Origin of the sequence: Dyella silvatica (assembly GCF_026283955.1) — a bacterium.
Taxonomy (GTDB): Bacteria; Pseudomonadota; Gammaproteobacteria; order Xanthomonadales; family Rhodanobacteraceae; genus Dyella_C; species Dyella_C silvatica.
Genome location: NZ_JAPDPE010000016.1, coordinates 1 through 20,921, shown reverse-complemented (window position 1 = coordinate 20,921; position 20,921 = coordinate 1). Strand labels below are relative to the sequence as shown.

The 20,921-nt window shown below is 62.0% G+C and carries 22 protein-coding genes; 10 read left to right on the top strand and 12 right to left on the bottom strand.

Annotated features, from left to right (window positions below):
* Positions 1-26 precede the first annotated feature (26 nt).
* The 6 genes from hslU to lptM form a co-directional block, all read right to left on the bottom strand.
* Positions 27-1,361 carry an ATP-dependent protease ATPase subunit HslU gene (gene hslU, locus OUZ52_RS05245; protein ID WP_266157273.1) on the bottom strand — a complete coding sequence of 445 codons (1,335 nt, stop codon included), beginning with the start codon at positions 1,359-1,361 and terminating at the stop codon, positions 27-29.
* Between the two features lie 75 nt (positions 1,362-1,436).
* A complete protein-coding gene (gene hslV / locus OUZ52_RS05240; protein WP_266157272.1) occupies positions 1,437-1,970 on the bottom strand; it encodes an ATP-dependent protease subunit HslV in 534 nt (177 codons plus the stop codon).
* A gap of 160 nt (positions 1,971-2,130) precedes the next feature.
* Positions 2,131-3,012, bottom strand: a complete 882-nt coding sequence (gene xerC, locus OUZ52_RS05235; RefSeq protein WP_266157271.1) for a tyrosine recombinase XerC — start codon at positions 3,010-3,012, stop codon at positions 2,131-2,133.
* A gap of 4 nt (positions 3,013-3,016) precedes the next feature.
* On the bottom strand, positions 3,017-3,703 hold the full coding sequence (locus tag OUZ52_RS05230; protein WP_266157270.1) for a DUF484 family protein: 687 nt from the start codon (positions 3,701-3,703) through the stop codon (positions 3,017-3,019).
* Between the two features lie 143 nt (positions 3,704-3,846).
* Complete coding sequence (gene dapF / locus OUZ52_RS05225) at positions 3,847-4,665, bottom strand: diaminopimelate epimerase (protein ID WP_266157269.1); 819 nt, start codon at positions 4,663-4,665, stop codon at positions 3,847-3,849.
* 17 nt (positions 4,666-4,682) lie between these two features.
* Entirely contained in the window at positions 4,683-4,871 is a 189-nt protein-coding gene (gene lptM / locus OUZ52_RS05220; protein WP_266157268.1) for an LPS translocon maturation chaperone LptM, read from the bottom strand.
* Between the two features lie 133 nt (positions 4,872-5,004).
* On the opposite strand from lptM, the gene OUZ52_RS05215 reads away from it, so the two are divergent.
* Positions 5,005-5,694, top strand: coding sequence for a hypothetical protein (locus tag OUZ52_RS05215; protein ID WP_266157267.1), 690 nt, complete (start codon positions 5,005-5,007; stop codon positions 5,692-5,694).
* A gap of 26 nt (positions 5,695-5,720) precedes the next feature.
* Here OUZ52_RS05215 and OUZ52_RS05210 read toward each other — a convergent pair whose 3' ends face one another.
* Both OUZ52_RS05210 and OUZ52_RS05205 read right to left on the bottom strand, forming a co-directional pair.
* A complete protein-coding gene (locus tag OUZ52_RS05210; protein ID WP_266157266.1) occupies positions 5,721-6,524 on the bottom strand; it encodes a DUF2071 domain-containing protein in 804 nt (267 codons plus the stop codon).
* 507 nt (positions 6,525-7,031) lie between these two features.
* The gene (locus OUZ52_RS05205; protein WP_266157265.1) at positions 7,032-7,517 is read right to left on the bottom strand and encodes a GNAT family N-acetyltransferase; all 486 of its coding nucleotides are present in this window, start codon (positions 7,515-7,517) and stop codon (positions 7,032-7,034) included.
* A 267-nt stretch (positions 7,518-7,784) separates the two neighbouring features.
* Here OUZ52_RS05205 and OUZ52_RS05200 point away from each other — a divergent pair, with 267 nt between their 5' ends.
* The gene (locus tag OUZ52_RS05200) at positions 7,785-9,269 is read left to right on the top strand and encodes a RimK family protein (RefSeq protein ID WP_266157264.1); all 1,485 of its coding nucleotides are present in this window, start codon (positions 7,785-7,787) and stop codon (positions 9,267-9,269) included.
* Between the two features lie 207 nt (positions 9,270-9,476).
* Here the strand turns inward: OUZ52_RS05200 and OUZ52_RS05195 are convergent, their stop codons facing one another.
* Positions 9,477-9,728, bottom strand: a complete 252-nt coding sequence (locus OUZ52_RS05195; protein ID WP_266157263.1) for a hypothetical protein — start codon at positions 9,726-9,728, stop codon at positions 9,477-9,479.
* 155 nt (positions 9,729-9,883) lie between these two features.
* Here OUZ52_RS05195 and aroE point away from each other — a divergent pair, with 155 nt between their 5' ends.
* The 6 genes from aroE (at position 9,884) to OUZ52_RS05165 (ending at position 14,384) form a co-directional block, all read left to right on the top strand.
* Positions 9,884-10,714, top strand: a complete 831-nt coding sequence (gene aroE, locus OUZ52_RS05190; protein ID WP_266157262.1) for a shikimate dehydrogenase — start codon at positions 9,884-9,886, stop codon at positions 10,712-10,714.
* A gap of 3 nt (positions 10,715-10,717) precedes the next feature.
* A complete protein-coding gene (locus OUZ52_RS05185) occupies positions 10,718-10,975 on the top strand; it encodes a YkgJ family cysteine cluster protein (protein WP_266157261.1) in 258 nt (85 codons plus the stop codon).
* Positions 10,976-11,238: 263 nt separating this feature from the next.
* On the top strand, positions 11,239-13,011 hold the full coding sequence (locus OUZ52_RS05180) for a peptide-N4-asparagine amidase (RefSeq protein ID WP_266157260.1): 1,773 nt from the start codon (positions 11,239-11,241) through the stop codon (positions 13,009-13,011).
* Positions 13,012-13,102: 91 nt separating this feature from the next.
* Complete coding sequence (locus OUZ52_RS05175; RefSeq protein WP_266157259.1) at positions 13,103-13,327, top strand: hypothetical protein; 225 nt, start codon at positions 13,103-13,105, stop codon at positions 13,325-13,327.
* A 20-nt stretch (positions 13,328-13,347) separates the two neighbouring features.
* Complete coding sequence (locus OUZ52_RS05170; RefSeq protein ID WP_266157258.1) at positions 13,348-13,647, top strand: hypothetical protein; 300 nt, start codon at positions 13,348-13,350, stop codon at positions 13,645-13,647.
* A 236-nt stretch (positions 13,648-13,883) separates the two neighbouring features.
* On the top strand, positions 13,884-14,384 hold the full coding sequence (locus OUZ52_RS05165) for a hypothetical protein (protein WP_266157257.1): 501 nt from the start codon (positions 13,884-13,886) through the stop codon (positions 14,382-14,384).
* A 67-nt stretch (positions 14,385-14,451) separates the two neighbouring features.
* Here the strand turns inward: OUZ52_RS05165 and OUZ52_RS05160 are convergent, their stop codons facing one another.
* From OUZ52_RS05160 to OUZ52_RS05150, 3 genes are read right to left on the bottom strand one after another with little or no spacing between them, the layout of a single operon-like run.
* A complete protein-coding gene (locus OUZ52_RS05160; protein WP_266157256.1) occupies positions 14,452-14,781 on the bottom strand; it encodes a low molecular weight protein tyrosine phosphatase family protein in 330 nt (109 codons plus the stop codon).
* Positions 14,781-15,317 carry a gamma carbonic anhydrase family protein gene (locus OUZ52_RS05155; RefSeq protein WP_266157255.1) on the bottom strand — a complete coding sequence of 179 codons (537 nt, stop codon included), beginning with the start codon at positions 15,315-15,317 and terminating at the stop codon, positions 14,781-14,783. Before OUZ52_RS05155 ends, OUZ52_RS05160 begins: the two co-directional genes overlap by 1 nt.
* Before the next feature lie 53 nt (positions 15,318-15,370).
* A complete protein-coding gene (locus OUZ52_RS05150; protein WP_266157254.1) occupies positions 15,371-17,116 on the bottom strand; it encodes a patatin-like phospholipase family protein in 1,746 nt (581 codons plus the stop codon).
* A 148-nt stretch (positions 17,117-17,264) separates the two neighbouring features.
* On the opposite strand from OUZ52_RS05150, the gene OUZ52_RS05145 reads away from it, so the two are divergent.
* Entirely contained in the window at positions 17,265-19,337 is a 2,073-nt protein-coding gene (locus tag OUZ52_RS05145; protein WP_266157253.1) for a M3 family metallopeptidase, read from the top strand.
* Positions 19,338-19,445: 108 nt separating this feature from the next.
* The coding region (locus OUZ52_RS05140; protein WP_266157252.1) for an acyltransferase family protein at positions 19,446-20,921 on the top strand (1,476 nt) is incomplete at its 3' end.

The window sequence follows — 20,921 nt, the reverse complement described above, 5'->3', positions numbered from 1 at the left end:
TTAGCTGCTGGGGCCTTTCCCCATGTTTACAGGATGTAACGGCTGAGATCCTCGTCCTTAACCAGGCCACCCAGGTTTTTATCGACATAATCGGCGTCAATCAGGTATTTTTCGCCGGACTTGTCTGCAGCTTCGAAGGAGATTTTCTCCAGCAGGCGCTCCATGACGGTGTGCAGGCGGCGGGCGCCGATGTTCTCGGTACGCTCATTGACCTGAAAAGCCACCTCGGCCAGCCGGTCGACGCCGCTATCGGAGAACTCCAGGTTGACGCCTTCGGTATTAAGCAGTGCGACGTATTGCTTGGTCAGTGCGCTGTGCGGTTCGCGCAGAATGCGTTTGAAGTCATCGATGCTTAACGCCGATAGCTCGACCCGGATCGGCAGGCGTCCTTGCAGCTCGGGGATCAGGTCCGAAGGCTTGGCCAGCGAGAACGCGCCCGAGGCGATAAACAGCATGTGGTCGGTCTTGATCGGGCCGTATTTGGTCGACACAGTGGAGCCTTCGACCAGCGGCAGCAGGTCGCGCTGCACACCTTCGCGGCTGACCCCGGCGCCGCCCCATTCGGAGCGTTGGGCGATCTTGTCGATCTCATCGATAAAGACGATGCCGTTCTGCTCGGCGACGAACACCGCTTGCGCGCGGATCTCCTCGTCATTGAGCAGCTTACCGGCTTCTTCATCGATCAACAGCGGGCGGGCGATCTTGATCGCCAGGGTGCGCTTTTGCGACTTGGAGCTGCCCAGGTTCTGGAACATTTGCCGCAACTGCTGGCCCATTTCTTCCATGCCGGGTGGCGACATGATGTCCACGCCCACGTTCATGGCGAAATCCAGTTCGATCTCGCGCTCGTCCAAGGCCCCTTCGCGCAGTTGCTTGCGCAGTTTCTGGCGAGTGTCGTTGTCGCTGGCCGGGGCCGGGTCGTGGCTCCAGTCGCTCGGAGCCTGGCGGCGTGGCAGCAAGGCATCGAGGATGCGGTCTTCCGCGCGGTCCTCAGCCTGGGAGCGCACGCGCTTGATCGCCTGATCGCGGGTGAGCTTGTATGAAACATCGGCCAGGTCGCGGATGATCGACTCGACATCTTTGCCGACGTAGCCGACCTCGGTGAACTTGGTCGCTTCCACTTTCACGAACGGCGCATTGGCCAAGGTCGCCAGGCGGCGGGCGATTTCGGTTTTGCCAACGCCGGTGGGGCCGATCATCAAGATATTTTTCGGCGTTACCTCTTCGCGCATGCCCGGCTCCAGTTGCATGCGACGCCAGCGATTGCGCAGCGCGATGGCTACGGCGCGTTTGGCATCGTGCTGACCGATGATGTAGTGATCGAGTTCGTTGACGATTTCGCGGGGAGTGAGTTCGGACATGAGAATTCGCTGCGCTCAGATAAACGGGGAACTGGAAACGAAGTGCGGGCTGTTTTCAGCGCGCTCCATTGCCGCTCAAAGTTCTTCGATCGTGGTGTTGTGATTGGTGTAGATGCAGATGTCGCCAGCGATCTTCAGCGCGCGCTCGACGATTTGCCGCGCATCCATCTCGGTGTTTTCCAACAGCGCCAGTGCGGCGGACTGCGCAAACGGGCCGCCGGAACCGATGGCGATCAGCCCATTCTCGGGCTCCAGTACGTCGCCATTGCCGGAGATCAGCAGCGAAGCGTCTTTGTCGGCCACCGCCAGCATCGCTTCGAGACGGCCGAGGCGGCGATCGGTGCGCCATTCCTTCGCCATCTCCACCGCGGCGCGGGTGAGGTTGCCGCTGTGCTTGATCAGCTTTTCTTCAAACAGCTCGAACAGCGTGAATGCATCAGCGGTGGCTCCAGCAAAGCCGGCCAGTACATCGCCTTTGCCGAGGCGGCGGATTTTGCGTGCATTGGCCTTCATCACCGTATTGCCGAGGGTGACCTGGCCGTCGCCGCCGATCACGATGCGGCCGTTACGGCGCACGGAGATGATGGTGGTGGCGTGAAACGATTCCATGGAGAGGCTCCGCAAAGTCTTGAACGAAGTAGGTGGGGGTGCTGACCGCAGCGTTCAATATGCGCCACCGCTGAATGCCCCGGGGCGCCATGACCGGCGGCCCATTCAGCACCTGGCAGCCCGCCGCTTGGTTGTTGAGCCGCGCCGGGCTAGCGGAATATCAGCGCTTGCGGGCCCGAGGATGGGCTGCGTCGTAGACCTTGGCCAGATGCTGAAAGTCGAGATGGGTGTAGATCTGGGTGGTGGCGATATCGGCGTGGCCGAGCAGTTCTTGCACCGCGCGCAAGTCGCCGGAAGACTCCAGCATGTGGCTGGCAAAGGTGTGCCGCAGCAAATGCGGGTGCACGCGCTTGGCAAAGTTCTGTTGCAAGGCCAGCATCTTCAAGCGCATCTGCACGGTGCGCGGGCTGATTGGTGCACCGCCGCGGCCGCGGAAAACCGGCGATTCAGGCGCCCTGCCCTCGGCCTCGCCCAAGGCACGCAAGGCGGTGACGGCGTGACGGCCGACCGGCACGACGCGGGTCTTGTTGCCCTTGCCCAGCACGCGTACTTCGCCGCCATCCAGATCCAGGTCGATCCAGCGCAGCCCGATCAGCTCGGACAAGCGCAGGCCGGAGGAATAAAACAGTTCGAGCATGGCGCGATCGCGCACGTTCAATGCGCCGCTATCGGCCTCGATGAGCACGGTTGCTTCATCCACATCGAGCACTTGCGGCAGCTTGCGATGCACTTTCGGGCCACGCACGCCAGCCACTGGGTCGTGGTTCAACAAACCCTCGCGGCTGAGTTGGCGAAACAGGCTGCGGCAGGATGAGAGCAGCCGTTGCAGGCTTTTCGGCGATAGGCCGCCGCGATGCTCTGCTGCCACGAAGCTGCGCATGCGATTGCTATCGAGCGCGTCGAAGCCGGTCAGATGCTGGGTTTCCATATAACGCAACAGCTTGCCCAGATCGCGCCGGTAGCCATCGATGGTATGCGGCGATGCTTTGCGTTCGCCCGCCAGGCGGGCCAGCCATGCGTCGACCTGGCTGCGCGGGTCCATCGGCTTAGGTGCCGCCTTGGGCGCGAGCGAGCGCGGCGGTCACCGTGGCGGCGATCATTTTCAGGAACAGCGTGCCCATGCCGGGCTGGAAATGGTCGGGATCGCGGCTGCCGATGGCCATCAGGCCCAACTCGCCCAGCGGCACCACGGCGGCGGAGCGGATATCCTGGGCGCGATCGCCAAACAAGCGGTGCAGGCGCTCGGCCGACAAGCGGCCTGAGACCGGCTCGTGGTGGGCGAGAAAATCCGCGAACTCCGGCAACGCGGCGCGGCCACCCGGTTCCTGCACCAGCCAGTCGCTCGGCGGCAATAACAGGTGCTGGCCGAACAGCAGCAGGCGCACGTGATCGGTATGGAAATCTTCACCGAGCTTGGTGATCACGTCACGAGCGGCCGCCGCCGGTGTACTGGCGCGTAGCGCGGCGACGTTGAGATCGTGGACGCGCTGCATCAGCTGTTCGTTTTCGGCGGCGATCGCCGTCAGCTCAGTGAGGCGACGCTCCAGCTCGGCGTTCTTGTCGCGCAGGTTTTGCAATTGATAGGTCGCCAGCGAAGCGACCGGCCCCTGCTCGCGCGGCATGGTGAGCTGCGCCGCCAGTTCGGGGTAATCGGCCAGGAACTCCGGGTGACGCCGGAGATAGGCGGCGACATCGTGGGGCTGCAATGTGATGTCGAGAGCGGTGTTGGTCATGCGCTGATTACCTCGGCAGTAGCGGTTCGCCGCCTGGTCGGAGTGTGCGATGCCAGCGGCTGCGCATCAACAAGAGCGTGCCCATGATGATCCCTTTGCGGCCCGCCAAGGGACGTTCATGTATCCGTTCAATAGGTTGCCGTTCAAAGCCACTCGCCCTCGAACACGAAGGCAGCCGGGCCGGTCATCCACAAAGCATGGCCGGCACCGCCCCAGTCGATTTGCAGCGTGCCGCCTGGCAGCTCGACTTGTACCCGGTCGCCGACCTGGCCGCGCTGATGCAGCACCGCCATCGCGGCGCAGGCCCCGGTGCCGCAGGCCAGTGTCCAGCCGCTGCCGCGTTCGTGTACGCGCAGTCGCAAGTGGTCGTGGGCCAGTCGTTGCACAAAACCGGTATTGACGCCGTGGGCAAAGCGCGGATGGGTGGTCAGCGCCGGGCCCCAGGTCGCCAGGCTGGGCTGAGCCAGGTCGCTCACGCTGACCACCGCATGAGGATTACCCATGGACACCACGCCGATTTCGACCGTATCCGGGCCGAGCTCCAGCGCCTGGCTGTGACCGTCAAAACCCGATGCGGCCGGGGCAAAGTCGGGCTCGCCCATATCCACCGCCACCCGGTCGGCGGCCAGCAAGCGTACCGCTACCGGACCCGATGGGCTTTCCAGCCGCACCGTCTCGCCGATGCCCAACGCGCCGGCGCGATGCAGCCACGCCGCTACGCAACGTACGCCATTGCCGCATTGGCCGGAGGGTGAGCCGTCGGCATTCCAGATGCCGTAATAGACTGCGCACGACGGATCGCGCGCCGGTTCGACGCTGAGTAATTGATCAAAGCCGACCCCGCAGCGGCGATCGGCGATCGCACGGATCTGCGTTTCGCTCAGGGCAGGCGGTAGCCGGCGGCCATCGAGTACGACGAAGTCGTTGCCGATGCCGTGCATTTTGGAAAAACGTAAGCTCATGAACCCGGTGACCGTATTCAGTGCTTGCCAACCGTACTGGACGTAGCTGGCGCCGAGCTGCTGCTCGACGCCGCGGGGGCGGCAGGCGCAGGCTGAGCGGCCGGTGTGGGTTTCGGCGGCGGCCAGGTCAGCGGGCCTTTATTGCCGCAGCCGGCCAGGGTGGCCAAAACGAGGCAGAGCGAACACAGCAGAAGCGATCGACGCATGGGAGAGGTTTCCTACGAAGGCTGCCGCAGTATAGACCGGGCGTAGATACAGGCATCACGGCGCGTATCGCTATCATGTGCGGCCGCGCGCCACATAATAATGAGGCCGTACCGATGATGAGAGTGTTGAACGATGGATTGGACCGCCCTGCTGCGTTTGCCGACGACCATTCTGTGGCTGCTCGCCACCGGTATGTTGTTGCTTACCCTGGTGCAATTAGTGGCTTTGCGCGAACGCATGCAAACCCAATCACGGCTACTGGTGGCCGGCGGGTTTGCGCTGCTGCTGGTGACCATCGTCTTGACCGTGCTGCTGGCCGTTGCCGGGGCGAGCCTGCGTGGCTACCACCTGCTTAACGAAGATACCCCGGTAGTCGAGGTCGAGGCGCGTATTCTGTCGCCGCAGCGATGGGCGCTGACCCTGCATGGCTCGGATGGAAGCACGCGCCGACTGCAATTGTCCGGTGACGCCTGGCGGATGGAGGCGGTGATGGTGGCACGGCAAGAGTCCGGCTTGCTCGCCCGCCTGCCGTCGCTTTACAAGCTCGATCGTGTCTCCGGCCGCTATGACGATGCCGCCCAAGAAAGCCAGGCAGCGCCGACGGCGGTGAATCTTCAGGAAGCCGGCACGTTTGATTTGCTCGGCCTGCACCAGTACTACCCGGACTGGCTGCCCGCGGTGAATGCCCTCAACGGCGATGGCAGCTTTCTGCCGTTGATCGATGAAGGCCGCTACAGCATCCGCCTAAGCCGCAACGGTACCTTGGCCACCCAGCCCGATGAGACCACGGCACGGCGACTGGCCCAGCCCCTGGGCGATTGATGTCATGGCTGCCGCTACCGGCAGGATTAAAGCAGGTGTTCGCTCAGCACTTTGAAATGCACGCTGGGCACGACAAAACAAAGCGGCTCGGCCGCGCCGGTCAGCGCTTGAACAAAGTCGCTGTGCAAGCTATCGGCGACTAACGCCAGGGGGCGTACCGAGGCCATGTCGATCGGCAAGGCGATCTCGGCGTAAGCCAGTCGCTGCAGTTCGTGCACCGGAGCAATCGCTGCGTCTTGCAGGCATAAATACGTCACCGCCTCGGTCCAGCTAGCGAAATAGCTGTCGAAGCCCGGTGGCAGGTGCTCTGCCGCAGACAGCTGAGCCAGATAACGCAGCTCCGGTGCGCTGCCTGTGCCTGCAGTGATCTCGGTCGCGTAGTGCGAGCCACTGTGCTCATGCCGGAAGCGCAAGGGAAGATGCGTCGGCAAGGCGTCGCTGCCGAGGCGGGTCGACAAGGCGTACAGCGCGCTGTCCATCAGGTTTTTGACGAAGAGCACCACGCGTTCGGCTGCTTGGTGACCTGGCAGGGTTTCCACGTAAAGCCGCCAATTGCTTTGCAGTGGCGAGGGAAACAGGCGGCGCAACTTGCTCATCGCTGCCGGGCCGAAATGACGATGGGCGTAGGTCAGCACGGTGAACGGGGTTTTGCCGTGCTTCTGCTGCAAAGTCACCCCCGGTGGTACCAGGGCGGCCACGGCAGCCACATCGACCAGCCAGGTCAGATAGACCACGTCGCGTACGTCACTTTGCAACACCAGGAACGGTAACCGAGTAGACAGTGCCCGGCGCCATCGGCGCAGTAGCGCACTATTGGCGGCGCGAGCCAAGCAGCGCCCCCATAAACCTGGCCTGGGGTGGACATAATCATCAGCGTGCGCTCGTGACGCGCGGGTGCCGGCGCCGCTCAAGACGGTAACCGCAGGGCGTTGGCGCTGCACCTGGTCGCGGGATTGATAGCGACGATGGCGGTGGCCAAGCCCATAGCGTTGAAAATGAGCTTTAGCCGGCGGTTCGGGTCAGATCCTGGCATGCCATCCTCCATTGACCGGTGGAGCCTAGGGCCTGTTCACGCTATTCGCGTAGCCCGCGCCGGGATCTGTTTGCGCGCAGGGCAAGGAAGAGTGAGGGAGTGTACGTCCGTACACGACCGAGCGATGACGCCGCCCTGCGCGCAAACAGACCCGGCCCTTCGGGTTGTCGTTGTGTGGCCGCCATGCGGCAGCGCGCGGTTTGGCCTGGCAGCCAGCCAGGCCGGCGCCACGCACTACCACCTGGCAGCCACTCAACGACAACGCGGGCTACGCCAATAGCGTGAACAGGCCCTAGCAGCGACGTTACGCGCTAGCTGCGTCTAGCAGCTTCTCGTACCGCCACGCATGCGATCCGTCTTGGTAGTAGTGCTCGTGATGACCGATGCGGTGGTAGCCGAGCCGCTCGTAAAGGCGGATTGCACTATGGTTCTCGGTGCGCACTTCCAGCCGCAAGGAACGGCAGCGGTGCTGACGGGCCGCCGCCTCGGCGCCTTCGATCAGCGCCGAGCCAACGCCTTTGCCGCGGGCCTCGGGCTTGCTGGCGATGGAATACAACCTGGCCACGCTGCTGCCCTTGCGAAACAACACAACCGCGGTGCCGAGAAAGCGGCGGCGGTTCGCGCTAGCCACCAGTACCCGTGCGGTATCGCTGTCGAGGTGGCGGCGGTATTGCGCACGACTCATCCGATCGCTATCAAAGGTCGCCTCTTCCAGCGCAACCAAGTCGTCGAGATCGGAAAGTTCGGCACGGCGCACACGCACGGCGGCGGTCGCGGGCGTTGGACTCATCAAGGGATTCCAGGCGGCGCATCACGCCGTTGAGGTAAGAGGAAAGAGGTGGTGTGGGCTGGTAAGCGCGGCACTCTAGCCCCGGCGTCCCGTTACGGCAATCGCCGATGGTCACACACGGCCTGGGTATTTAGTCCCGCTTCAGTGCCATCCCTTGTGTGATGCGGGTCATGTGCCAAACTGCATGCCTTGTGAGGCCAAGTGCTGCGTCGCCGATCGATGGACGACGGCAGGATCATCAGCGGTAGCCACATCACCTGAGGTGTCATGACCCGTCTGGTCATTGTTGTCGAGAAGGCCTCTGACTGGGGCTCCTACTACCCGTCCGTGGACGTGGTCAGTGCGATGGATTACCTGCGTGAGCCGGTCGTCAATGACGACGAGCGCACCCACGTGATTAACCTGTGTCGCAGTTACAAGTACCTCGGTACCGGGTATTACGTGTCGTTGCTGGCCGAGGCGCGCGGGCATCGGGTGATGCCGTCGGTGCGTACGGTGAATGATTTGCGCCGGCGTTCGCTGTACGGCCTGGATATCGACGACCTCAACCAGAAGCTGACCAACTTCCTGCCGGCCGGCGGCCGTGACACCACCGACTTCGGCATCCTGGTGTATTTCGGCGAAACCGCCCAGCCTGCCCTGCAGGACCTGGCCCGGCAGGTGTTTGAAACCTTTCCCTGCCCGTTGTTGCGCATCGAGTTCGAGCGCGATCGGGTATGGCAGGTCAGTTCGATCAAGCCGGTAGGCCTGCACACGCTGGATGACGCGCAGGAAGATGCCTTCGCCGTCGAACTGGACCGTTTTTCCAAGAAGCTGTGGCGTAAGCCGCGTGCACGCAAACGCTACCGTTACGACATCGCCATGCTGGTCGATCCAGCCGAGGCGATGCCGCCATCGAACAAGAAAGCGTTGAAGTCGTTCATTGCCGCCGGCAAGGAACTGGGCATCGAAGTCGACCCGATCGGCAAGAACGACTACCAGCGACTTGCCGAATACGATGGCTTGTTCATCCGCGAAACCACCGCTAGCGATAACCACACCTACCGCTTCGCGCATCGTGCGGAGAAGGAAAACATGGTGGTCATCGATGACCCCAGCTCGATCCTGCGTTGCACCAACAAGATCTTTCTCAATGACTTGATGGTGTCGCGCAAGCTGGCGGTGCCGAATACCGAGATTCTTTATCGCGATAACGCCAAGGGTCTGAAAGACGTGGTCGCCAAACTCGGCTTTCCGCTGGTGTTGAAAATTCCCGACGGCTCGTTTTCGCGTGGCGTGGTCAAGGTCGAAAGCGAGCAGGAGCTGGAGAAAGCGGCAGGCGAGCTGTTCCAGCACAGCGCGTTGCTGCTGGTGCAGGAGTTTGTCTATACCGAGTTCGATTGGCGCATCGGCGTGCTCAATCACGAGGCGCTGTACGCCTGTAAGTACTATATGTCGCGTGGCCACTGGCAAATTTACAACCACGGCGCCAAGGGCACGGCGAAGTCGGGCGGTTTTGAAACGATTCCGGTACGCGACGCCCCGACCGAGGTGGTGAAGCTGGCGCTGAAAGCCACCGCACCGATTGGCGACGGCTTGTACGGCGTCGATTTAAAGCAAGTCGCCGAGCGGCCGGTGGTGATCGAGGTGAACGACAACCCATCGATCGATGCCGGCGTGGAAGACGCCTATCTCGGCGAGGATCTCTACCTGCGCATCATGCAAGAGTTCTTGCGGCGGATGGAGCGCAAACGCCTGGGAATCGCGGGCTGAGCTCAGCTGTCCCTGGCGCCCCGGCGACTGTTGGCACGATCGGGGTAGCTCCGGCAGCCCATCCATGAACTGCCGAAACCCACTGCGCGCCCTCCATGGCGCTGCCTTGTCACTAACGTGCCCAGCCATCCCAAGCCGTCGTACAAAGCCCCTCGTGCGGCCTTTCCGGCCGCCGTCCACTGCCAAGCGGAAGTTTTGAAGCGGTGACTAATGGCAGATCACGCGTTGCACCGCGCGGCGATGGCGCAGGGCCAGCAATTGCCGCGGCAGGCTCGGTTCCAGCGTGAGCAGCAAGCTCAGTGGCGCCAGCAGCAACCAGAATGCAGGGGTCCAGCCGAGCAGCGCCGTATGCACCGGGACAAGGGTGCTGAGCAATAAGGCCGCGCCGACAATCAGCCAAAGCAAGGCGATGCCCAGCAGGCGCTGATGACGGCGTGTATCCATGGCTTGCAGGCGCATACGGCGAGTCCAGTCGGGTCGAGTAGGGATAGCTTGCCGGTGCCGTATCTCAAAGCCTGCGACTGCGCCGGAAAACCCCGGGCAGGCATTAGAATGGCGGTCTGTCGAGGTTGGGTGCTGTCCCACCTGGAATCTACGCCATTGAAGGAGCGCCCATGAATGCAGGACAGTTTGCGGTGTTTGGCCATCCGATCAGCCATTCGCTATCGCCGCAGATCCATCAGGTTTTCGCGCATCAGCTCGGGCTGGAACTGGGCTATCGCACCATCGATGCCAGCCCCGAGGCCTTTACCGCCGAGGTACGGCATTTTTTCGCCGAAGGCGGGCGCGGCGCCAATGTGACCCTGCCGCATAAGACCGCTGCCTTTGCCTTGGCCGATGAGCACAGCGAAGCGGCTAAGCGCGCCGGTAGCGCCAATGTGCTGACCCGCCTGCCCGACGGTCGGCTGGCCGCTCACAACACCGATGGCGCCGGCATGGTGCGCGATCTCACCGATCGGCATCAGGTCGATTTGCGCGGCCATACCGCGCTGTTGCTGGGTGCGGGCGGCGCGGCCCGCGGGGTGGCCTGGGATCTGCTCGACGCCGGGGTGGAAACCCTGACCATCGTCAATCGCTCGCCCGAGGCGGCCGACGCCCTGGCCGATGCCATCGGCGATCCGCTGCGCGCGCATACCCGTTATTGGGAGGATCTGGCGGACATCGGCAGTTTTGACCTCATCGTCAATGCCACCTCCGCCGGCGTCTTGGGCAAGTCGCTCGAACTGCCCTTCGCGCTCGCCGGCAATCGGGCCACCTGCTACGACCTGTCCTATGGTGTGGCCGCGACCGGCTTCCTGGCCTGGGCGCGGGTAGCCGCTGCCCGTTATGCCTTTGACGGCCTGGGCATGCTGGTGGAAACCGCCGCCGATTCGTTTGAACTATGGCATGACCGGCGGCCGGATACGGAGCCGGTCTACGCCGAGCTACGCAAGAAATACGCATAAGCCATGGCGCTTTCCTGCCGTGCCGGCTGCGGTGCCTGTTGTATCGCGCCCTCCATCAGTTCGCCCATCCCCGGCATGCCGCTCGGCAAGCCGGCCGGGGTGCGTTGTGTGCAGCTGACGGATGACAATCGCTGCGCGATTTTTGGCGATTCGCGCCGGCCGGCGGTTTGCGCCGGTTTGAAACCCGAGCCGGCGATGTGCGGCGGCGATCGCCGGCATGCGCTGGCTTACCTCGATGCCATGGAAGCAGCAACGCGTTGAACTTGCCGGCACCCGCCGGCTGGCGATGCATCGATCAAAACCGTCCGGGTCATAGTTCGTCGAGTCTGCCGAGGTCGACATATCCGCTCAGCACGGCGTAGCTTCTTGTGCTCATATGCCGACCCTTTGCGCGGCGGCTTGCTCGCCCTGCCGTGTCGACAGACGCTTGGTTATCTTGCGAAGAACGGCACGATTGCGCTGATAAAAGTGCGTCTGCCTCGTGTTAACTTCGCGGTTCAGGGGTTATCACGGGGAGAGGTTACATGTCGCACAAGGGGTTGTTACGCCGAAGCCGGCTATTTGTCGGGCTGTCTTGCACTTTAGGTTTGTTGTCCGGCACGGCGATGGCTGCCGCTGCTGGCGGTTTTACCGTGGGTTCGACCAACGTTGCCGTGGCCGATCCAAGCGTGCCGCGGCCGTCAGGCAAGCCTTGCGTCGTCGAGTTATTCAACGACGTGACGTTTACCGATTTCAACAGCCGTCCATACGCCTATGCGCCGCCGGGGGGCTGCCAAGGGCAATGGGCCAAAGTGGTATTGGAAGCCGATTTTTCAGTGACCGCCGGGCGCCAGTTCGATCGCACCGCCACGTTGTGGCTGGGCGGCGTGAATGTGTATTTCGGCACCACCCAAGAGCCCTCCTCGGCGGTGGCGCCGTCCTGGCATGTCGAGCGTGATCTCACCGATTACGGCTCGTTGCTGCGCTCAGCCCAGAACGGTCAAGCGATTATCGGCAATGTCGTCGATGGCACCTATACCGGGGTGATTCATGGCAGCGCGCGGCTGCTGTTCTATCCGGGCCGGTCGCCGGTCAAGGCGCCGGATGCGATTTATCCGCTGGGTGCCGACCCGGTCGGCAATACTGCCGTGCTCAATGGCCCTGCCGACAAGCTGGCGAAAACCTTGACGCTGCCGCGCAATATCGAGCGGGCTTATCTGGATGTATTCGCGCAAAGCCAGGGCGGCGATGAGTTCTGGTACACCTGCGTGCCGGACGCCTACGCCAAAGCCACACAAGAATGCGGCGGCGGCAATTTCCGCGAAACCGAAGTCAGCATCGATGGCCAGCCGGCTGGTGTGGCACCGGTGTACCCGTGGATTTACACCGGCGGCATCGACCCTTACTTGTGGCGGCCGACACCCGGTGTGCAGACGCTCAATTTTACCCCGTACCGGGTCGACCTCACGCCGTTTGCGGGCCAATTGAGCGATGGCGCGCCGCAGGAAGTGGCGGTCAGCGTCGCCGGGGCGCATGGTTATTTTTCCACCACCGCCACCCTGCTGGTTTATCGCGATGCCCGCGCCAAACAGGTCAGCGGCCAGGTCACCAACAATACGCTGGCAGGCCAGCAGCCTGAGCCGACGATTGCCAGCACGCTGGTCACCGGTAGCAACGGCGACGTCAACGGTGATATCACCACCGGGCTTAAGCGGCAGTTCGTCATCGAAGGTTATGCCGATACCTCGCATGGCCGGGTGCGTACCAAGGTGGCGCAAACGGTGGGCTTTGCCGATACCCAGTCGTTCACGGTTCACGGGGCAGGCTACCGCCAGGTCAGCGATCAGCTGACCTCGGTCGACAGTGTCAGCCAAAGCCGCATTGGTCCGTTCGTCACCAACGAACACCGCGAGAAATTCAGCTACCCGCTGCATGTGGATTACAACCAGGTCGCCGCCACCGATGGCAGCAACAGCAGCACGACCACCGTGCATCAAGGCTATGAAAAACACGATGCCTATCGCTTGTTCGGCATCGATGTGTACGCCGCCAAGGTCAGTGACAGCATCGACACTGCCGACACGCTGAACTTCAACGCCAGCGGCGCACTGACCAGCCACGACGGCCAGCACAGCGCACAGTCATTTGCCTTCAACGACTCGCTGGGTAGCTGTTATCGAGCGGATCTGACCACGCTGAGCGGTGCCTTGGCGACGTATAGCGAAGGCCAGGGTTGCCCGGGGAAGAGTAACCGCGTTTTCTGGTTCAGCCGTCCAGATGCTTCGCCGGCCAGCGGTAACCCGTGGTCAACCTGGTGAATAATCGGTTCGTTTGACTTCGCTGGTGGCCGCGTTGCATAACATGGCGGCGCGGCCAGGCAGCGCCATAAATAGACAGGGGGGATATACCATGCATGATGCGCCCGCGCCGTCGACCGGTTATGTGACGGATATGAAGAGCTTCGACGCCTTCATTGCCACGCATCCGACGGCAGACCAGTTCCGCTCCACCTATCCGGGTGTGCTGCTGGTTTTGCCGGGGGAAAGGTCTTCGCGTGAATTTCGCAATAACAACAGCCGTTATTTTGCTGAGCTGGATAAGGATGGCCACATTACCGGTGGCAAGTTCATGTAAATCGTTCGAGGGATACCGACATGCGTAAATTGCTGGTTGCTTTTACACCGTTAGTTTTTGCCGTTGCCATGACGCTTGGGGGCTGTCAGTGGATGACTCCGGGTGCAATCAAACCGGTGACTGGCTTTGTCACCGACACGAAGAGCTTCGATGCTTTCATCGAGACGCACCCGACGCCCAAGCAGTTTCGCCGGGCTTATCCCAATGTGCAGCTGGTTACGCCGGGGACGATCACCAGCTTGGAGTATCGCGAGAACAACAGTCGCTACTACGGCAAGTTCGATGAGAAGGGCCGCATCATTGGCGGCAACTTCGGTTAAAAGCTAACGCCATGCGCGTTCCGTCAACCAGCGGTAGTGCATGGATCGCACATTCGTAGTGACAACCCGTTCGGCACTGAAAAGTGTCGAACGGGTCATATTTCTGACACGCAGCAAAGTTAACGTGAAGCACCCGTCAAGAGTGTTCGATCGCAGAAGCTCTTGAGTGCGGTCCCACCTTTATTGCAGTCGGTGTCATGGCGCGTTCGATGTTGGTCCTGTCAAAGCGATGGGCGATGGTTCTTGTTTTCTTGTCGGTGCTGCTCGTTGCTGCCGGCGGTATCTGGTTTGCTTACTCGGGTAAGGCGACCACAGCTGCAGCCCAAGCCGACAAGACAACCGCTTCGACCGGCGATAGCAGCGGTACCGAGATTCTGCTCGGACTGGCACAGACGGCGATCAGCGAGAAGCACCTGGTTGCGCCGATGGGCAGCAATGCCTACGAGTTTTATCTCAGCGTGCTGCAGCTGGACCCGAACAATCAAACCGCCCTCGATCACCTGCGCAGCCTGCTTGCGGATGCGACGACCGAAGTCGAGCGGGCCATCAACGAGAACGACTTGAATGAAGCCCAGCGTGAGCTTGCTTTGCTGCGTGAGTTCGACAGTTCCAATTACACGCTGGCACTGCTCGGCGGAAAGCTGGATGCGGCCCGGCAATTGATGGTGCGGCAGGACGAAGAGCGCGCGGCGATCATCCAGGCCGAGCGATCGTCGTCTGCCAATGGCGCGCAATAACCTGCCTGACCTTGCCGGCAGTGGCTGCCGCTGAACGTCATCGGATCAAAGGCGTGTGCTTGCACGCTCAGCGCAATAAGGGGCCGGCTCGCTTGAGCAGTAACTCGACCAATGCCGGTTGCATAAACTCATAGCGATCAGGAATGTCCAGGCACAGCACCCGCTTGCCTTTGAGGTGTGTGCGATAACGCGACTGCAAGCGGCGCTTATGCGCGGCTTCCATTACCACGATCAGGTCGGCCCAGCGCAACTGTTCTGCGGACAAAGACGTCATCGCATCATCGGCAAGCCCGGCAGAGTCGACCTCCAGATCAGGCCAGCCAGCAAAGACCTGTTCGGCGGTAGGACTGCGCAGCCGATTGCGGCTGCACAGAAACAAGACGCGGCGGGTAGCCATCAAGCGCTCTTCAAATACTCATCTTTCAACTGCACGTAGGTCTGCGCCGAGTAATGCAGTTGCTCGATTTGCTGATCGCTGAGCAGGCGTACGCATTTGGCCGGATTGCCTAGCCACAGCTCGCGCTCGCCGACGACTTTGCCCGGAGGAATCAGGCTGCCGGCACCGACGAAACCGTATTTCTTGACGACGGCGCCATCGAGCACGGTGGCGTGCATGCCGATCAGGCAATAGTCCTCGATGACGCAGGCATGCAGCACGGCGGCGTGGCCGACGGTGACGCCCTCACCGATCAGGGTAGGGAAACCGCCGGGTGTGTAGACCCCATCGTGAGTAACATGGACGATGCTGCCATCCTGGATATTGCTGCGTGCGCCCACGCGGATGTGATGCACATCGCCTCGTAACACGGCGCCCGGCCAGATCGAAACATCGTCGGCCAGCTCCACGTCACCGATCACCGTGGCGGCGGGATCGACGTAGACACGTTGGCCGAGCGTGGGCATGACGCCCTTGAAGCTGCGTAATGGATTCATTGGCGCATGGTAACGCCTCTCGCTTTTGACGGGTAAGCGCGCCGTACACGCCGCTATCGCTCGCCTGTTCGCGCTTGTTGCTCCAGTACTTCCATCGTATGCACGTAGCCCGCTTCGATGGCGCGCTGCCAATCTTTCCAGGCCAGCATGCCGACGTGTTCCAGCGGCGGCGTCAGCAGTAAATCGGCGCGATCGCGGCGGTGCTCACTGGGGCCTTCACTGTTGACCATGGCGGCACGTACCAGGGTCGAGACCAGGCCGGGACGCCGAATGTCCTGATGCCGCTGCAATAACAGACGCCACCATGGCGGGGTGGAGTATTCCTCGGCGGTGGTGAGCAAGTTGATATCCGCACGGATATCCACCGCGGTGATATGCGCGACGCCGTTGTTGGACATCACATCAGTGGGCAGGTTGTTGACCAGCGCGCCATCGACATAGACGCGGCCTTGATGCAGCACTGGCGGCAGTATTCCCGGGATCGCACAAGACGCGCGCAGCCACAGCCATAACAAACCATGCCGCTGTACGGTGATGCCGCTGCCGGACAGGCAAGTGGAAACGCAGAAAAAGGATAACGGCAGGTCTTCGATATCCAGGGCGCCAAAGGTGTGGCGCAGCATTCGCGTGGCATGACGCCCGCGGGTCAGCGCGATCAGCGGCAAGGTCCAGTCGGACAAGGGGCGGTCTTCGACAAAACCGCGGCGGAACACTTCGGTCATCTCGTCATGGCTCCACTCGCTGGCGACGCCCGCGCCGATGATGGCGCCAATGCTGGTGCCGCCGACGGCGTCGAACACGTGGCCGGCGTCGCGCAAGGCACGCAGCGCGCCGAGATGAGCCATGCCGCGCGCGCCGCCGCCTGCCAACACCAGACCACGCGCATGGCCACTGACCATACGTGCCAGGCGGGCGATATCCGCCTGATGACTGACGTGATGGTGTTGCAGTTGATCCGGCGCCAGGTGACTGAACAGCCCGCGCCAACGCCGTGCCGCGCCAAGGCTGGGCTGGTGCCCCGCATGCAGCAAGATCAGGTGCAACGGCCGATGCCGTGCCAGCGCGGCGAGGCCGGGCCGGGTTTCTGACCATGGCCGTGCCGGCTGCGCCGCCTGCACCGGCAGCAGCAATACATCGGCTTGGCGCAGGCAGCGTTGGCGCCAGATGGGGTCACTGCCCGTATCCAGGTAGATCACAAAGCGCAGCTGCGATTCGCGTTCGGCAAACCAGTCACTACTGCGGCCGGTACCTTGCTCGGCATCGATCACTGCACAGCTGCCATAGGCTTCCAAGGCTTGGCCCAGCTGCATGGCCAGTGATCGCGCCGGCACGCTGGCATCCACCGGCAGCAGGGCGAAGGTGCGCGGCGCGTCCGGTTCGGCTTCGTCGCGGTCGCGCCGCAGCAGGCGCTCGATGGCCACCCGCGCCACCCCGAGCATGGCCTGGGGATGGCGACCGACGAGTGCCTCGAAGGCGGGGCGGTCCAGCCGCAACAATTCCGAATCACGTAGCGCGCGCACAGTGCGATTGCGTCGCTCACCGCCGATCAGGCTGATCTCGCCGACGCTGTCGCCGGCAGCGATCTGCTGAATGCGTTCGGTCGGGCTGTTGAACACGCCCAGGCTGCCGCTCTTGAGCAGATACAACGCATCGGCGGGCTCGCCGGCCTTGAACAGCGGCCGTCCTCCGGGCAGGCAAAACCACACCAGTTCGCGTTCTAGTGCGGCGAGGGCCGTGGCGTCCAGGTGTGAAAAAACCGCGCTGTGCTTGAGAAGTTCGGTGACATCTGATGGCAACATGGGCGCGATGTTACGGGCGCGGATGTGACAAAACGGGGCTTGGAGTGGCGTCAGGCAGGCCTAAGCCGGCGGTTTAGCGCAACTTCTGCCCGTTCCCGCTTGATTTCCCTCCGGCCGATTGCCACGCTGGCAAGCCCAAGGAGATCCCATGACTCAAGACAATCCGCTGCTGGCTGAGGATGCCCTGCCCGCGTTTTCGCAGATTCGCCCCGAACATATCGAGCCGGCGATCGACACCCTTCTGGCTGACTATCGCCGTGGTATCGATGCGTTGACCGCGCCGGGCGCGCCGCATGATTTTGCCAGCGTGATGTTGACCCAGGAACGCCTGGAACAGCGCTTGGCACGGGCATGGGCACCCGTAGGCCATCTGCATTCCGTGGCCGATAGCGAGGCCTTGCGCAAGGCCTACGGCCCCGCCGAAGAAAAACTTACCGACCACGCGATTGAGCTGGGTCAGAACCGCGAGCTGTACGCCGCGGTGCAGGCCTTGGCTGATGCGCCCGACTTCGCCAAGCTGCCGCGGCCCGAGCGCACCCTGGTCGAGCATGCGCTGCGCGATTTTCGACTGTCGGGCGTGGCCTTGGAAGAGCCTGCCCGCTCGCGTTACCGCACCATCGGCGTGGAGCTGTCCAAGCTGTCCACCGAATTCTCCAATGCCGTACTGGACGCCACCGACGCCTGGCATGAGCACATTACCGATGAGCGCGATCTCGCCGGGGTGCCTGAATCCGGCCGCGCGGTGCTGCGCCAGTACGCCAAAGAACAAGAGCTGGATGGCTATCTGGTCACCCTCAAGCAGCCCAGCGTACAAGCCGTGCTTACCTATGCCGATAACCGCAGCCTGCGTGAGCGGGTGTACTGGGCCTACCAGACGCGCGCTTCCGAGCAAGGCCCGAACGCCGGCAAATTCGATAACACGGCGCGCATCGAACAAATCATGGCGCTGCGTCACGAAGCGGCGCAATTGCTCGGTTTTGCCAACGCCGCCGAAGAATCGCTGGCAACCAAGATGGCGAACTCGACCGACGAAGTGCTGGCGTTTCTGCGCGATCTCGCGGTACGCGCCAAGCCCGTGGCACAACAAGATCTGGCTACGCTACGTCAATTCGCCAGTCAGGAACTGAAGCTCGACAACCTCGAGTCATGGGATATCGCCTACGTTTCCGAAAAATTGCAGCAACAGCGCTACGCGCTGGATGAGGAACAGCTCAAGCCTTACTTCCCCTTGCCCGCAGTGATCGATGGCTTATTCGCGCTGACCGAAAAGCTCTACGGGATTACGCTGGCACCGCGCGACAAGGTTGACCTATGGCACCCCGATGCGCGCTATTACGACGTGCGCGATGCGGATGGTCGCGTGTTCGCTGGCGCCTATGTCGATCTGTATGCCCGCAGTGGCAAGCGCGGCGGCGCCTGGATGGACGTGTGCCGTTCCCGTTTCAAGGACACCGATGCCGAGGGCCGCGAGAACGAGCAGCTGCCGGTGACCTTCCTTTGCTGCAACTTCGCACCGCCCACCGAAGGCAAGCCCGCGCTGCTTACCCACGATGAAGTGCTCACGCTGTTCCATGAGTTTGGTCATGGCCTGCACCATATGCTGACGGAGATCGCCTTGCCCTCGATTGGCGGTACCGACGGGGTGGAATGGGACGCGGTGGAGCTACCCAGTCAGTTCATGGAGAACTTCGGCTGGAATCGTGAGGCGCTCGACATGTTCGCCCGTCATTACCAGACCGGTGAACGGCTACCGGAGGAATTATTCCAGCGCATGCTTGCCGCGCGGCATTTCCAGGCCGGCCTGTTCCTGGTCCGCCAGCTGGAATTCGCCTTGTTCGATTTCCTGCTGCACCTGGAATACGACCCGGCGCAGGGTGCCCGCACCTTGGCTGTGCTCGAACAAGCGCGCAAAGAGATGGCGGTATTGCACCCACCCGCCTGGCAGCGTTTTCCGCATGGCTTCAGCCATGTCTTCGCCGGTGGCTATTCAGCGGGCTACTACAGTTATCTATGGGCCGAGCTGTTGAGCGCCGATGCCTTCGGCGAATTCGAAGAATTGACGGCCAAAGGCCATAGCGCGATCGATCGCGCCACCGGCGAACGCTTCCGCCGCGAGATTCTCGCCGTAGGCGCCAGCCGTCCTGCGCTGGAGAGCTTCGTCGCAGTCCGTGGCCGTAAACCAGAGCCCGACGCGTTGTTGCGCAGCCACGGCTTGGTGTGATCGAGGTTTTATTTTCTCCTTAGGTTTTCAGGAGATGATGTTTGACTTCCCCCTCTTGGGAGTAAGAGGGGGTTTGTCGCGAATCGTAGCTGTCAGGGGACTTACACAATGACGCATAACAGGCTCGGCTTTCGTGCTGATATCGAAGGCCTGCGCGCTATCGCGATTGTGTTGGTCGTTGCTGCGCACGCAAAGCTACCTGGATTTCAGGGAGGCTTTGTTGGCGTCGATGTGTTTTTTGTGCTCTCGGGTTACTTGATAACGGCCCTGCTAGTCAGCGAGATGAGCGAAACAGGGCGTCTGGATCTGATGGGCTTTTATGCCCGTCGATTTCGCAGGCTATTACCCGGTCTTCTGACCATGCTGCTGGTGAGCTGCTTGCTGGCTTCGTTACTGCTCTCGCCCAATCAGCAGATGGCGCAGGCGGAGGCTGCGGCCAGCGCGGCACTGTGGATAAGCAATTTTCACTTTGCATTCTCACGCTTGGATTACTTCAGCGCTGGAGCAGAGAGCAGCCTGTTTCTCCACACATGGTCGCTCGGTGTGGAGGAGCAGTTTTACCTGGTTTGGCCGATTCTGCTGGTGCTGACACTAGGTCTCTGGCAGGGCAAGCTGGCCGTCGTACGGCGACTGCCATGGCTACGAGTAGTTATGACCCTGGTGATCATGGTCAGCTTGACGGCATGCGTCTGCCTGACCCGTACACAGCCGGCGCAGGCGTTCTACATGATGCCGACGCGGGCATGGCAGTTTGGCCTGGGTGCGTTGACCTGGCTTTGCCTACGCCAGAGCAATGAATCGCGATGGGCGGCAAAGCTGCCTGTGCTCGGCTGGCTTGGCCTGACCATGATCGTCGGTGTGGCCATGCTTTACAGCACGGATTTGCCCTACCCGGGCTTACGCGCGATGGTGCCGTCGCTAGGTGCGGCCTTGGTTATCGCATCAGGTGCAGGTGCCACTCAACACGGACACGGACCTGCGCGGCTGTTGTCGACCAGGCTTTTCCAGGCCTTCGGCAAGATTTCATATTCCTGGTACCTGTGGCATTGGCCGATACTTTTGTTGGGGGCTGCGTGGTTTGGTTATGTGTCGCTCGGTTATCGACTGGGGCTGGTTGCTATCTCGCTGATACTTGCACTGCTTTCGTATCGCCTGGTGGAGTCGCCCATTCGCCAGCGAGCAAGCCTGGTTGCACGGCCTTCATTTAGCGTAGTTGTCGCTGTGCTAACCATGCTGATGGCCAGCACCCTTTGCCTGCGTTGGCAGGACATGGCAAGCGATCCCTTGCGGCATCCTGAGCAAGTGCGCATCAGCTCCGCTCATGTCGACTCACCAGTTATCTACGGCATGGGCTGCGATGACTGGTATCACAGTGCGGAAGTAAAACCTTGTCATTTCGGCGCGGAGCAAGCGCAGCACACAGCCGTGTTAATCGGCGACAGCATTGGCGCGCAGTGGTTTCCAGCGATCAACCGAACCTTCGATCGCCCCGGCTGGCAGTTGTTGGTGATCACCAAATCGGCTTGCGCCATGGTGGATAAGCCGCAGTTCTATGTGCGTATTGGCCGGGAGTATGTCGAATGC

What these genes read in the sequence shown, in the direction of transcription:
- hslU (WP_266157273.1), bottom strand. Translation starts at nt 1,361, where the DNA reads ATGTCCGAACTCACTCCCCGCGAAATCGTCAACGAACTCGATCACTAC.
- hslV (WP_266157272.1), bottom strand. Translation starts at nt 1,970, where the DNA reads ATGGAATCGTTTCACGCCACCACCATCATCTCCGTGCGCCGTAACGGC.
- xerC (WP_266157271.1), bottom strand. Translation starts at nt 3,012, where the DNA reads ATGGACCCGCGCAGCCAGGTCGACGCATGGCTGGCCCGCCTGGCGGGC.
- OUZ52_RS05230 (WP_266157270.1), bottom strand. Translation starts at nt 3,703, where the DNA reads ATGACCAACACCGCTCTCGACATCACATTGCAGCCCCACGATGTCGCC.
- dapF (WP_266157269.1), bottom strand. Translation starts at nt 4,665, where the DNA reads ATGAGCTTACGTTTTTCCAAAATGCACGGCATCGGCAACGACTTCGTC.
- lptM (WP_266157268.1), bottom strand. Translation starts at nt 4,871, where the DNA reads ATGCGTCGATCGCTTCTGCTGTGTTCGCTCTGCCTCGTTTTGGCCACC.
- OUZ52_RS05215 (WP_266157267.1), top strand. Translation starts at nt 5,005, where the DNA reads ATGGATTGGACCGCCCTGCTGCGTTTGCCGACGACCATTCTGTGGCTG.
- OUZ52_RS05205 (WP_266157265.1), bottom strand. Translation starts at nt 7,517, where the DNA reads ATGAGTCCAACGCCCGCGACCGCCGCCGTGCGTGTGCGCCGTGCCGAA.
- OUZ52_RS05200 (WP_266157264.1), top strand. Translation starts at nt 7,785, where the DNA reads ATGACCCGTCTGGTCATTGTTGTCGAGAAGGCCTCTGACTGGGGCTCC.
- OUZ52_RS05195 (WP_266157263.1), bottom strand. Translation starts at nt 9,728, where the DNA reads ATGCGCCTGCAAGCCATGGATACACGCCGTCATCAGCGCCTGCTGGGC.
- aroE (WP_266157262.1), top strand. Translation starts at nt 9,884, where the DNA reads ATGAATGCAGGACAGTTTGCGGTGTTTGGCCATCCGATCAGCCATTCG.
- OUZ52_RS05185 (WP_266157261.1), top strand. Translation starts at nt 10,718, where the DNA reads ATGGCGCTTTCCTGCCGTGCCGGCTGCGGTGCCTGTTGTATCGCGCCC.
- OUZ52_RS05180 (WP_266157260.1), top strand. Translation starts at nt 11,239, where the DNA reads ATGTCGCACAAGGGGTTGTTACGCCGAAGCCGGCTATTTGTCGGGCTG.
- OUZ52_RS05175 (WP_266157259.1), top strand. Translation starts at nt 13,103, where the DNA reads ATGCATGATGCGCCCGCGCCGTCGACCGGTTATGTGACGGATATGAAG.
- OUZ52_RS05170 (WP_266157258.1), top strand. Translation starts at nt 13,348, where the DNA reads ATGCGTAAATTGCTGGTTGCTTTTACACCGTTAGTTTTTGCCGTTGCC.
- OUZ52_RS05165 (WP_266157257.1), top strand. Translation starts at nt 13,884, where the DNA reads ATGGTTCTTGTTTTCTTGTCGGTGCTGCTCGTTGCTGCCGGCGGTATC.
- OUZ52_RS05160 (WP_266157256.1), bottom strand. Translation starts at nt 14,781, where the DNA reads ATGGCTACCCGCCGCGTCTTGTTTCTGTGCAGCCGCAATCGGCTGCGC.
- OUZ52_RS05155 (WP_266157255.1), bottom strand. Translation starts at nt 15,317, where the DNA reads ATGAATCCATTACGCAGCTTCAAGGGCGTCATGCCCACGCTCGGCCAA.
- OUZ52_RS05150 (WP_266157254.1), bottom strand. Translation starts at nt 17,116, where the DNA reads ATGTTGCCATCAGATGTCACCGAACTTCTCAAGCACAGCGCGGTTTTT.
- OUZ52_RS05145 (WP_266157253.1), top strand. Translation starts at nt 17,265, where the DNA reads ATGACTCAAGACAATCCGCTGCTGGCTGAGGATGCCCTGCCCGCGTTT.